Source organism: Desulfuromonas sp. (assembly GCA_002869615.1).
In the GTDB taxonomy this organism is placed as follows: domain Bacteria; phylum Desulfobacterota; class Desulfuromonadia; order Desulfuromonadales; family UBA2294; genus BM707.
Window position 1 is genome coordinate 16,698 of sequence record PKUH01000013.1, and the last position, 12,336, is coordinate 29,033.

Below are 12,336 nucleotides of genomic sequence, written 5' to 3' on the forward strand. Positions count from 1 at the left end.
CTGTTTTCCTTTATTTCGGGTGACAAATGCCTCTGGAGCAAATCAGACCTTCATCCTCGATCGGCAGGTTGTCGAGAAAACGCTCAGCCTGGATCGCCGCCTTGCAGCCGGCACCGGCGGCGGTGATTGCCTGGCGGAAAAATGGGTCCATGACATCACCTGCCGCGAAGACGCCGGGGATGTTGGTTTCGGTGCCGCTGCGGGTTTTGAGATAACCGTCGTCGGTCATTTCCAGCTGGCCTTTGAATAACGAGGTGTTGGGAATATGGCCGATGGCGATGAACACCCCGTCACAGGGCAATTCTTCCTCGCGGCCATCCTCGACATGTTTCAGGCGGATGCCGGTGACGCCCTGCTCATCTTCCAGGATCTCCGCAACTTCACTGTTCCATTTGAACTCGATTGCCTTGTTTGACAGGGCCCGGTCGGCCAGCACCGGAGTTGCGCGAAGGGTGTCACGACGGTGAACCATCGTCACCTTGCGGGCAAAGCGGGTCAAAAATACCGCCTCTTCAACCGCACTGTCGCCGCCACCGACCATGACGATATCCTTGTCGCGATAAAAAAAGCCATCGCAGGTTGCACAGACCGATACGCCGCGACCGTAGAGTTTTTCTTCGTTCGGCAAACCGAGCAGTCGGGGGGAGGCCCCGGTAGAAATAATCAGGGTCAGGCAGCGATACAGGTCATCGCCGATCCAGATGCGGAACGGCCGCTCCTGAAGCTCGACCCGGGTCACTTCGCCGGTTATAAATTGGGTGCCGAAGCGGCTCGCCTGTTTCTCCATTTCACTCATCAGGGTCGGCCCGTCGATCCCTTCACTGAAGCCGGGGAAGTTTTCGACGTCGGTCGTCGTGGTTAATTGTCCCCCTGCCTGCATCCCTTGGATGACCAGCGGGCAGCACCGGCTCCGCGCAGCGTAGATCGCTGCGGTTAAACCGGCCGGGCCGGAGCCGAGAATGATCGTTTCGTAAATGGCATCAGTTGTTGTCGCCATGAGCAGCCTCCTGTAGCTGTTTCTCCGCATGATAACTTGAGCGGACCAGCGGTCCGGCTTCAACGTGGGCAAATCCGAGCTTGTCGGCCAGACGCTTCAGTTCCAGGAACTCCTGTGGAGTTACATAGCGCGCCACCGGCAGATGGTTTCGGGTCGGTGCGAGATACTGGCCCAGAGTCAGCATTGAGCAACCGGTCGTGTGCAGGTCATGCAGAGTCTGTTCGACCTCGGGCAACGTTTCACCCATCCCCAGCATCAGGCCCGATTTTGTCGGAATATGCGGAGCGATTTCACCGGCATTGCGTAGCAGGTAGAGGGATCGGTTGTAGTCTGCCCCCTGGCGGGCCTTTTCGTAAAGCCGGGGCACTGTTTCGAGGTTATGGCCAAGGATATCGGGGCCGGCCGCAAGGATTTCTGCCAGAGCCGCCCGGTTGCCCTGAAGATCGGGGATCAGTAACTCGATTTTGCAGTCCGGAGCCATGTCGTGGATAGCGCTGACCAGGTCACAAAACTGTCGGGCACCACCATCGTCGAGGTCATCCCGGGTGACCGATGTGACAACGGCATGCTGCAGCTTCAGCTCGGCAATGGCACTGGCGACTTTTTTTGCCTCGTCCGGATCCGGCGGCAGCAGGTCGTTGTGCGCAACATTGCAGAAACCGCAATTGCGGCTGCAGCGATCACCGAGAATCATGAAGGTCGCGGTTCCGTTGCCCCAGCATTCACCCTGATTCGGGCAGGCGGCACTGCGGCAGACGGTATTCAGCCCCTGTTCACGATGGTAGCGGTCGATGCGTTTATATCCGGCGCCGCCCGGAACCTTGACCTTAAGCCAATCCGGCTTTCTTTTCTGACCTTTTTTCATGGCTCTGCTGATGTTGAAAAGGCGGGTCAACCGGCAATGAGCCGACCCGCCGGATGGATGAAACAGATTGCATCCCGTCTGGCGTGAAGCGTTCTTACACCGGTTCGAAATTGCTCTTGTCGGCACCGCAGAGGGGACAGACCCAGTCATCAGGAATATCTTCGAATGCGGTTCCAGGATCGATGCCGTTGCCCGGATCACCCTCTTCTGGGTCGTAAATATAGTCACAGATAATGCAGCGATACTTTTCCATTCTTCTTCTCCTTGAATTAATGGTGGTGGCCGTTTGGCCGGTCAGATCATATTGATCAGGGTTTGTACCGTTTTGTCAATTCCTTCAGCCGCTTCACCTATGGTGGCGGCGAGCATATAGGCGGGTGTCGATACGATCTTGTTCTCTTCGTCAACGACAAACTCCCTGACCGGGCAGTTGACATGCCTGGCACCCATCGAATTGAGGGCCTCGGCCGTGCCTTCATCGGTTCCGATCGTCAGGGCCGGAGAGTTGCTTTTCCCAAGCACCTTGGCGACAAGAGCCGGAGCAATGCAGACGGCCGCCAGGGGCTTTTTTGCGGCGCCGGTTTCCCGGAAAATTCTGGCAACGTCCGGGATGACAGTGCAGTCCGGACCTTTGACGGCAAAGTCGCAGAGGTTTTTGGCTACGCCAAAACCTCCCGGCAGGATCAGTGCATCAAAATCAGAGACCGACATATCCTTGATGTCCTTGATGTCGCCTCTGACAATGCGGGCCGATTCGACCAGAACATTGCGCGTCTCACCTTCGGCGACCTCGCCGGCGAGGTGGTTAACAACGTGCATCTGGTCGATATCGGGGGCCATGCAGACCGCTTCGGCTCCTGCCTGGTCGATAGCCGTCAAGCTGAGGACGGTTTCGTAAATTTCACTGCCGTCGTAAAAGCCGCACCCGGAAAGGATAACACCGATTTTCGCCATGATTTCCCTCCTGTGAAACACAACAAGAAACAATAAGATGATTGCTGAGAGATATCATCTTGCTGGAATGCTAAAGCTTAGAAAGTCAGGGCAAAAAGTCAAGCTCTGCAAGTGACTTAATGTGTGTCGGCGTAAATGACAGCGACTCCACGCGGACGCTGCTGGCTGACGGCGACAAATGCATGTTTTTCACCCGACTCGTAATAGACCGAATCGCCCGGTCGCATCCGGATAATCTGCTCACCGTAGTGGAAAACAACTTCTCCTTCCAGCAGAAAAAGAAACTCCTCACCCTGGTGGCTGACCAGAAGGTCATCGGTCAGTTCGCGGTTTTCGAACTCAATAATATACGGCTCCATGTTCCGGTTCTTTTTACCGAATGCCAGAGAGTGATAGAGGTAGGGGTGCGTCATGCCGGACGGAAGGCTGCTGCGTGATAACTGGCGGCTTTCGCCGGCCGGCACGTAGATGCATTTGCTGGTCCCCGCTTCTTCGAAAAAGGTATGCAGACCAACTTTGAAAGCCTTGGCAATCCTGAGCAGGGTCGCCAGGGGTGGAATGACCTGGTCATTTTCGATTTGTGACAACAGCGGTTTGGAAAGTCCGGTTGCGTCGGTCAGCGACTGCAGTGTCATCCGCTTCTGTTGTCTCAGCTTGCGGATTTTGTTGCCAATTTGCAGTTCCTTGACTTCTTCGCGGGCATTATCCATGATCAATCTTCCTCTCTCTGGTTAATGTTATTACTCATGCTTAATGGCAAGTCAAGCGCGATCTGTGATGCCCGGCCCAGTTTGCTGCAGCAACCCGGGAACCGGCATGGTGCTCGCACTCTCGTCGATGCTTGCGCCGATTGTTTCCTCCAGAAATATCCCGCGCCGACATGACCTTTGGAAAACCCTGGAATGATTGACAAATCGACAGTTTTCAGGCTAACCTTACAGAGCTATAAAGAATCAGGAAATTCACCATGTTTCGATACCTTAAAACAGGGGCAGCGGTTGCGCTGCTGGTCTTTTTACTCCTTTACATTCCGGCGTGCCAGAGCGACCGCAACGAGACGGCAGTTTCAACTTCAGGGCGCCACTCCGGGGTCAAGCCCCCGGTTGAAACGCCTTCTGCTGAATTGGTCGCAACTCAGGATGCCTTTATCGACGTTTACGCTGCGGTTATGCCGACGGTTGTCAATATCAGCGCGACCCGAATGCGCTCACCGGACAGCATCGGACCTCTGTTTGAACATTTTTTCGGTGATATGTTCAAAAGTCGCCCACAGCCGAAGCAGGAGGCCAAGAGTCTCGGTTCCGGATTCGTGATCAGTGCCGAGGGGTTTATCCTGACCAATGAGCATGTGGTCAAGGAAGCCGAAAAAATCAAGGTGCGGCTGGCTGACGGTCGGTCGCTGCCGGCCGAAATTATCGGTGTTGATCCGCGGACCGATGTTGCGGTAATCAAAGTGAAAACGGGAAAACCGCTGCCGGTGGCGGTTCTCGGCGACTCTGCCAACCTCCGGGTTGGTCAGTGGGCACTTGCGATCGGCAACCCCTTCGGTCTTGAGGGGACGCTGACGGTCGGGATTATCTCGGCGACCGAACGGGCCAACCTCGGGATTGAGGATTATGAAGACTTTATTCAGACCGACGCCTCGATCAACCCGGGCAATTCCGGCGGTCCGCTGCTCAATATCCATGGTGAAGTCATCGGTATCAATACGGCGATCGTCGCATCGGGGCAGGGGATCGGGTTTGCCATTCCAATCAATCTTGCCCGACTTATTTCCGAACAGTTGATCGAAGATGGTGAAGTGACCCGGGGCTGGCTCGGCGTCAGTATTCAGCCGCTGACGGATGAACTGGCTGCCTCGTTCGGACTTGAACGGGCGACCGGTGCCCTGGTCAACCGGGTTCTGCCCGATTCACCGGCTGCAGCGGCCGGAATCAGGCGCGGTGACGTTTTACTCCGGGTCAATGGTAAAGAGGTCCGGGGCGTGCGTGAGCTGCAGCTGATGGTCGCCAGCACCAGGGTTGGTCAGCAGGTTGAGGTGGTCGTTCGGCGCGATGATGAGAACATTGTGCTCAAGGTGAAAGTTTCCGAGCGGAGTGAAGCTTCGGTCGCTGCCATGCATCATCCTGAAGACCGTCAGGCGGGTGCCATCGGTCTTGATGTCGGTCCGGCCGAAAGCGGCGAGGGTGTAGCCGTCCTCGCGGTTGACTCCGAAAGCCCGGCGGCTACGGCCGGGGTCCGGGCCGGCGATGTTATTCTGACGATCAACCGGGTCGTCGTCAATGATGCCGACGCTTTTGTCAGGGAAGCGAAAAAAGTGAAAAGCGGCGACAATATTGTCTTGCTGTTGAGGCGTGATGATAAGACAATGTATCTTGCCTTCAATTCTTTGTGATATGATGTTTCGAAACGGATCAGGGAGGACAAATGAGTAAACTTGTAGATAATCCGGCTTTGGCCTTTCGCCTGGCCAGGGCAATTGTTTCTGATATTGCCCTGTACAATCCCGAAAAGGTCAAGGAAGGGATTACCAATGACAACATTTTTGAACTGCTGGCCGAGGAGCTGACCGAGGGGCGTGAACATTTCTATTCCCGGGTTATTCCGGAACTTCCCGACAAGGACAACATGTATGATCGTGCCGTTGTCGATGTTATGATCAAGCAGGCGGGAAATATTGAAAGCTCCATCTGGTAGAGAATGGACCAGATCCGGTGTTTTACTTTTGAACGGGGCAATTCGCCTCAGCGTCTGGATCAGTTTCTCGCCGATTGTCTGCCGGATCTGAGCCGCTCCCATATAAAAAAACTGATTGAAGAAGGGCAGATCCTTTGCGACGGGGCGTCTGTCAAGGCGGGCAGCAAGCTCAGGGGCGGCGAAGAAATTCAGATTGAGATTCCGCCGCCTGAACCGATTGAAGCACTTCCGGAAGACATCCCTCTCGATATCCTTTTTGAAGACCCGTATCTGATTGTTATTAATAAACCGGCCGGTATGGTCGTTCATCCGGCACCCGGACACGGTAGCGGTACTCTGGTCAATGCCCTGCTGCATCATTGCCGCGACCTCTCCGGAATCGGTGGTAGCCTGCGGCCGGGGATCGTGCATCGGCTTGACAAGGACACTTCGGGTGTCATGGTTGTGACCAAGGATGATGCGACGCATCAGGGTTTGGCCAGGCAATTCAAGGAACATACGATCTCGCGCCGCTATGTGGCGTTAGTTTTCGGCCATGTCCAGAATGCAACCGGGACAGTCGATAAACCGATCGGTCGACATCCGCAGGAGCGTAAAAAAATGAGCGGAGCGAGTCGCGCCGGCCGTCGGGCCGTAACCCACTGGGAGGTTCTGCAACGATTCGACCGGGATCGCCTCACATATATCGAGCTGACCCTCGAAACGGGCCGAACCCACCAGATCCGGGTTCATCTTTCCGAGATGAATCTGCCGGTCGTCGGCGATCCGGTTTACGGTGGCCAGAAGAAAAGCAACGCAATCGGCGACAGTGGATTGCGCAGTCTCATTCAGGGATTGAAACGACAGGCGCTGCACGCGCGGCTGCTTGGCTTTGTCCATCCGGTCACCGGCGAACGGGTTGAGTTCAGTTCGCCACTGCCGAACGATATGGCCGCCATACTCACTTATCTCAACAATAAATACGATGCTGATCCCGGGCATCAGGCAATGGATTAACAATGAAAAACGGAAAAAAAGGAAAAATATCCTATCTTCAACCCGATTGGAGCGGTCGGAACATAGAGGCCGGCTTCTCGACCCGCAATGGCGGCGTCAGCCGGCCGCCTTACAATTCACTCAATCTCGGCTTCGGGACCGATGATCCGAAACATAATGTCGAAGCAAACCGAACCGCCCTGACCCGGGCCTTTGGCCTCGATCCGAATCTGTTACTGACGGTGCGGCAGGTTCATGGAACCGATATCCTCATCGTTGATGATGAAAACCCTGATCTGAGCCATTTCCAGAAGGTCGAAAGTGATGCGATCATTACCGATCAGCCGGGGATCATGATCGGGATCCTGGTTGCCGATTGTTATCCGGTCTTGATCCATGATCCGGTCAGGCAGGTCGCGGCTGCCATCCATGCCGGCTGGCGGGGAGCGGCCGCCGGTTTGATCGGCCTGACCATCAAGGCGATGCAGTCACACTTTTCGTGTATTCCGGCCGATATGATGGTCGCCATCGGACCCGGGATCGGTGCACACAAGTACCTGGTTGATCGGCCGGTGCGCGACGCTTTCAGAGACGGCAGCGGTTTCTGGGAGGCGATCAGCTCGGAGTCTTCGCTTGGCCAGTGGCAACTCGATATCGGCCAGAGCTGCCGGATTCAGCTCGAAGCGGCCGGCATCATTGGCGCCAACATAGATGTCGTTCGCGAATGTACCTGCTGTCACCGCGAACTGTTCTTTTCACACCGGCGCGACCAGGGTGTCACCGGCCGCCAACTCGGTTTTGTCATGCTAACGTAAGCGGAGATTTCTGTCTGGCGCCAGGGGGAATATGGAGAAAGACCGGATACTCGCCATAGAGGATGACGAAGGTGTCTGTCGGCTGTTGCGACACAGCCTCGCCCGTGAGGATTACGTGGTCCGTATCACCCATTCGGGTGAAGAGGGTCTTATCGCGGCCAACGAAGAACCTCCCGATCTGTTCCTGCTCGATCTTGAGCTGCCGGGCATGGATGGCCTTGAGGTCTGCCAGAAATTGAAGGAGAACCCGCAGGCCAGCTCTATACCGATCATCATCCTGACCGGCAAGGGTGAGGAGTCCGATGTCGTCGAGGGGCTGGGGATGGGAGCTGACGATTATATCGTCAAACCATTCAGTCCGAAAATACTTAACGCCAGAGTTCAGGCAGTTTTGCGGCGTCACACCAAATCGATTTCGACACCGGCTCAACAGGAACAAATTCAGTGCGGTCCGCTGCAGATCGATACCGGTAGCAATCGGATAATTCTCTCCGGAAAAGAAATCGAATTAGGCCTTCCCGAGTACCGTTTTGCCCTGTTGCTGATCTCTTATTTGTCGAATCGGGAAATGAGCGAGATCTGCCAGGAAATATTGGCCGATGAAAATCCGGACAATGTCATCAGCCGTGACGGGATGGCACTTTATTCCGAAAACAGGCTTGGTCGTCTGACTCCGGTGCTCGAGGCACTTGTTTCGAGCGGTTTCGATTCGCCGCTTCTCCACGCATTTTACGCCCTGGTCCTTTTTGAAAAAGATCCGGAGCGGGGTGGCGGTTATATGCGACAAACGGCGCAGCAATATGCTGCTGCCGAGGACCCGCTCGGCGAATTGGTCGCCCTGTCCCATCTTGTTTTTTATCATGTTGTCTTTGATGGTGATGCCAGAAACGCTGAACGCTACCTTGAGCGTGCTGAAGTTCTGAACAAAGCCTACTTCGATCGGCTATCAGTCTTTTCCCGGGTGGCCGTTGCCCAGAACCTGGCGATCGGTCGCGCCTTTCTCCTCAATGATTTTGCCGCATCGAACGAATATCTCCAGATCGCGGAAGCTCTGGCAGAAGACCGTGGCCTGGTCAATCTGGTTGTGCTGAATCGCCTGGTACGGGTTTCCGAAGCCTATGTCAGGGGCGACCAGGAGACGATGATGGGGGTGCTGGAGGACTGTGTCCGTTTTGCCAACCACCCCCAGGTCAGCCATCTGCACAAGGCTTTGCTGAAACTTATGCAGCTCAAGTGTTCGGCGTTGATCGGTGATTTCAGATATCTGCAGATACAGAAGGAACATGTTTCCGATGGGGTCGGTGCAGTTCTTGGTCGCGACAATCTCGCCTCGGCACAGCTGATAACCTGCCGTCTGGAAGCCCTGAATTATGCCGGGCATTACGAGGAAGCGTTACAATTATGTGACGAAAGCCTGCAGCGGCCCCGAATTGCCGAGAACGACCTGGTGCGACCCTTTCTGAACGGGTGCAAGGCGCTGAGTGCGGCCATATGTGGCGAGGAAAGCGTTGCATTCGGGGCGATTTCCGATTGCCGTTCCGAACCGGGGGGAATGACATTCCGCCGGGCGCTGGCCAAGCTCTTCTGTGCGCGGGCACTGGCCCACCTCGGTGAGTTGTCCGAAGCGAAAGAACTCCTTTACCGAATTGCACCTTTCATCATTAAAGGGGGCTGGCATTCTCTCGGGCTGCAGCTCCGGGCGCAGCAGCTTCTTCTGCCTGGGAATGAACCCGGAGATACGATCGGCGCGCTGATGGCCGATATGCGGGAGCGGAATAGCTGGTATCTTCAGACCCTGATCGGTGACGATTATTGTCGATTCTATCAGCTGGCTCGCGATGCCGGAGAAGGTGAATCCTTTGCCCGGGAGATTCTTCGTAAACGGTTGATGCTTGAAGTTGATGCGGACGGAGTTTTCTATCCGGTTCTCCGGATTTCGACTCTCGGTCGGCTAGAATTGAGTTTCAATGGTCGGGTTGTTGCCGGCACCGAAGAATTCAGTCGAACCCAGAGGGAATGTCTGGCCCTGTTGGCGGCCGCAGCCGGCCATCGGGTGCCGCAGGAAGAGGTGCAACTGACCTTCTGGCCCGATAAATCTCCGGAAAAGGCACGCTCGACACTTGATACCATGCTCTCCCGCCTGCGCCGGTTACTAAAAGACAAGTTGCAGCCGCAACCGGTCAAACGTTACCTGAAACTGCAAAAAGGGGTGCTCGGTCTTGAGGGGGTTGCGGTCGATGCGGTTGAGGTCGCGAGCGATATCGCCCGGGCCCGCGAATTCGTCCGGCGCCGCGAGTTCTGGCAGGCTGATGCAACTTACGCCGTCGCCCTGGAGCGTTGGCGCGGTCAGTTTGTGCCCGGGTCGTGCAGTGCCGACCGGGCCGCCGTTTACGCCAGGCACCTGCAACAGTTGTGTCTTGATGCTTCATTGGAGTGGAGTGAACTGCTCAATGAATCGGGGCAGATGCGGCGGTCGATCGGAGTGCTGACCCATGCATTGAGCATGGATCGCTGCAATGAGCTGATTATGAAGGCCCTTTATCGCAGCCAGATGCGGGACGGTAATATCGCCGCGGCAAACCAGTTGCTGGTACAATATGAAAAGGTGATGAAGAGTGAAGGGTGCGGTTCTTCGGAAATTGCCAGGGTCCTGACATCTTTCAAGACTTCCGATGAAAGTTGAAAAGGAGTAATGTCATGAGTAGTGATCTGCAAAGATTTTTCGTTGACCGGGAACAGGCGGTTCTGGTTGTGGTCGATGTCCAGGAGCGACTGGTCCCGGCAATGCCGAAAAAAGTATACAGCCGCCTTAGAAAAAGCATTGATATGCTGGTCAGGGCGGCGGGCGAACTTGGCGTTCCGGTCGTGACGACCGAGCAGTACCCACGCGGTCTTGGCCACACCGTCAGCGAACTCGATTCGGCATGCACCGAAACCGTGATCGAAAAAGTCAGTTTTGGTTGCTGTGGTGAGCCAACCTTCCTCGATGCCTTGAAAAGACTGGGGAGAACGCAGATTGTCCTGACCGGCATGGAAGCACATGTATGTGTTTACCAGACCGTGCTCGGCCTGCTTGAAGCCGGTTATCATGTGCATTTGGTCGGTGACGCTATCTGCTCACGCAACAAGACCGATTACCGCGCCGGCGTCGAAAATGCCCGGGCAGCCGGAGCCGTTGTTACGACGGTCGAGACGGTGCTGTTCCAGATGTTAAAAGAGGCCGGTACACCGGAGTTCAAGGTAGTGTCGGGATTGATCAAGGAGAGGGGCTCGGATTAGGGCCAGAGAGTAGCAAGGGGAGTTTTTTAATGTCAAAGGGTGGGCCTGAATCAAAGGGGCCACCCTTTTTATTTCGGCTTTTTCGGTTCAGACCCGGAAGGTTGTAAAGAGCGGACCAGAACTTCAAAGGCCAGATCAAGATGCGTATCCGGATCAAATGATGTTCCCAGTAAACGGACCAGGCCAGACCGATTGCGTAATCGGTCATCCGCCAGGGCTTGAGGGGCAAGCCTGGCCAGTTCTGCTTTCAGAAAATTGAAGTTTAGCTCGCCGGTTATTTTCATGGCATCACCAAGGCCGGAATAATTCAACCTGTTGCGCATAAAATAGAACGGCGACGAGACACCAGCGTAGAGACAAAGGATTTCATCGCGTTGCTCCTGTTTGCCAACCGTCTGTTGCGCGACTTTTTTTGACATCGGGACACCACCGGCGAGCATCGTTTTGCCGAGGCTGAACTTTCTTCTGGTTTCCGTCGTGCCTTGTTCTTCCGGGGTGATCACTGTTGTTGCCGACAACAGGTGGGTCATTGAACTGTAGGGAATATTTATCTCCTGGCCGGAAGCTGTCTCAATCTCAAGCATCGTATCGGCCAGTCTGAAATGACGGACCATGACAGGCTCTGATTTTTCCTGCAGTTCGGTGGTGTCGATCAGTAAACAGGGAGTGCCGATTTCCTCAAGCCTGTTTTTTGCTGCCTCGGCTACGGCCGCGTCGGCAAAACTGGCGATAATGACCGGCCCGCCTCCGGCCATACGTTGCTGCGCTTCGAACACGAGCAGGTCAAGATTTTCGGCAATTTTCTGAATGAAATCCTGGCCTTCCGGCCAATGATGTATCGCAATAATTTGCATGGTTTCTTGTTCGAGGTATTATCCGGAGTCCGCTAAGTTATTCTGTCAATAAAAAGGGCCTGCCGCTGTACGTTGATAAAATCACCCGCCTGCTTTTTTAACCGTCCAGCCATGTTTTTTTAACTCCCCGACCAGTTTGTCGCGATGTTCTCCCTGTATTTCGATGACACCATCCTTGATCGTGCCGCCGCTACCGCATTTCTGTTTCAGTTTTTTTGCCAGTTCTTTCAACTCTTTGCCCTGCAACGGTACGCCGGTAATGACGGTGACGCCGCTCCCCTTGCGGCCGGCGGAGGAGCGGCCGATGCGAACGATCCCATCACTCTGCACGGCGGTTTTATTGGCGGTACATGTGCATTTTTTGAGTGTTTTTTTACACTTTGGGCAGTTGCTGCCAACTTCATCGGAATAGACCAGACGGTTTTGCGACATAATGTATTACCTAGTAGTTTTTAACCAGCATGACCCCGCCGGCGATCATCAATACCCCGATAATCCGGCCAAGGCTGACCGGGTGAATCGGATAGCCGAGGAGTCCGAAGTGATCGTAGGTGAGCGAGGCGATCATCTGCCCGGCCAGCAGAACACCGACCATGGTGGTGGCACCAAGTTTCGGCGCGAGAAAGATTGTCGCGGCGACAAAGTATGCGCCGAGGGCGCCGCCGGTCCAGACCCACCAGGGGATGGCCCCGGCCGTTGCCAGAACCGGCACGGGAAGGCGCATGGCCAGCGAGTAGACAATCAGGACTACGGTGCCGACGGCAAAAGAGATGGTCGAGGCGAGAACCGGTGATCTGGTCCAGAGGCTGAGCTGGGAATTTATGCCGGCCTGGGTCGGAATGAAAATTCCGGCGAGCAGGGCGAGGCCCAAATAAAAGAGAACCTGATTCATTTCAAAAC

The 12,336-nt window shown here is 55.2% G+C and carries 14 protein-coding genes; 6 read left to right on the forward strand and 8 right to left on the reverse strand.

What is annotated here, in order from left to right:
* Positions 1-10 precede the first annotated feature (10 nt).
* The 5 genes from trxB to C0623_01915 all read right to left on the reverse strand — a co-directional run bounded on the left by trxB (position 11) and on the right by C0623_01915 (position 3,526).
* Entirely contained in the window at positions 11-997 is a 987-nt protein-coding gene (trxB, locus tag C0623_01895) for a thioredoxin-disulfide reductase (GenBank protein PLY03232.1), read from the reverse strand.
* Positions 981-1,862 (reverse strand): lipoyl synthase, encoded by an 882-nt coding sequence (lipA, locus tag C0623_01900; protein PLY03267.1) that lies wholly within the window; start codon positions 1,860-1,862, stop codon positions 981-983. The genes trxB and lipA overlap by 17 nt, the downstream gene beginning before the upstream one ends.
* A gap of 94 nt (positions 1,863-1,956) precedes the next feature.
* The gene (locus tag C0623_01905) at positions 1,957-2,115 is read right to left on the reverse strand and encodes a rubredoxin (GenBank protein ID PLY03233.1); all 159 of its coding nucleotides are present in this window, start codon (positions 2,113-2,115) and stop codon (positions 1,957-1,959) included.
* A 41-nt stretch (positions 2,116-2,156) separates the two neighbouring features.
* The gene (locus tag C0623_01910) at positions 2,157-2,816 is read right to left on the reverse strand and encodes an isoprenoid biosynthesis protein ElbB (protein PLY03234.1); all 660 of its coding nucleotides are present in this window, start codon (positions 2,814-2,816) and stop codon (positions 2,157-2,159) included.
* Between the two features lie 116 nt (positions 2,817-2,932).
* Complete coding sequence (locus tag C0623_01915) at positions 2,933-3,526, reverse strand: Cro/Cl family transcriptional regulator (protein PLY03235.1); 594 nt, start codon at positions 3,524-3,526, stop codon at positions 2,933-2,935.
* A 257-nt stretch (positions 3,527-3,783) separates the two neighbouring features.
* Here C0623_01915 and C0623_01920 point away from each other — a divergent pair, with 257 nt between their 5' ends.
* From C0623_01920 to C0623_01945, 6 genes are read left to right on the forward strand one after another with little or no spacing between them, the layout of a single operon-like run.
* Complete coding sequence (locus tag C0623_01920; protein PLY03236.1) at positions 3,784-5,211, forward strand: peptidase; 1,428 nt, start codon at positions 3,784-3,786, stop codon at positions 5,209-5,211.
* Between the two features lie 32 nt (positions 5,212-5,243).
* Entirely contained in the window at positions 5,244-5,513 is a 270-nt protein-coding gene (locus tag C0623_01925) for a hypothetical protein (protein PLY03237.1), read from the forward strand.
* Positions 5,514-5,516: 3 nt separating this feature from the next.
* Positions 5,517-6,509 carry an RluA family pseudouridine synthase gene (locus C0623_01930; GenBank protein ID PLY03238.1) on the forward strand — a complete coding sequence of 331 codons (993 nt, stop codon included), beginning with the start codon at positions 5,517-5,519 and terminating at the stop codon, positions 6,507-6,509.
* 2 nt (positions 6,510-6,511) lie between these two features.
* Entirely contained in the window at positions 6,512-7,303 is a 792-nt protein-coding gene (locus C0623_01935) for a peptidoglycan editing factor PgeF (protein ID PLY03239.1), read from the forward strand.
* A gap of 31 nt (positions 7,304-7,334) precedes the next feature.
* Entirely contained in the window at positions 7,335-9,986 is a 2,652-nt protein-coding gene (locus C0623_01940) for a hypothetical protein (GenBank protein ID PLY03240.1), read from the forward strand.
* Between the two features lie 14 nt (positions 9,987-10,000).
* A complete protein-coding gene (locus C0623_01945) occupies positions 10,001-10,582 on the forward strand; it encodes a hydrolase (GenBank protein PLY03241.1) in 582 nt (193 codons plus the stop codon).
* A gap of 68 nt (positions 10,583-10,650) precedes the next feature.
* On the opposite strand, the gene C0623_01950 is transcribed toward C0623_01945, so the two are convergent.
* From C0623_01950 to C0623_01960, 3 genes are all read right to left on the reverse strand, one after another.
* A complete protein-coding gene (locus tag C0623_01950) occupies positions 10,651-11,436 on the reverse strand; it encodes a hypothetical protein (GenBank protein PLY03242.1) in 786 nt (261 codons plus the stop codon).
* Between the two features lie 81 nt (positions 11,437-11,517).
* On the reverse strand, positions 11,518-11,868 hold the full coding sequence (locus C0623_01955) for a stress response translation initiation inhibitor YciH (protein PLY03243.1): 351 nt from the start codon (positions 11,866-11,868) through the stop codon (positions 11,518-11,520).
* A gap of 10 nt (positions 11,869-11,878) precedes the next feature.
* Positions 11,879-12,328 (reverse strand): hypothetical protein, encoded by a 450-nt coding sequence (locus C0623_01960; protein ID PLY03244.1) that lies wholly within the window; start codon positions 12,326-12,328, stop codon positions 11,879-11,881.
* Between the last annotated feature and the right edge of the window lie 8 nt (positions 12,329-12,336).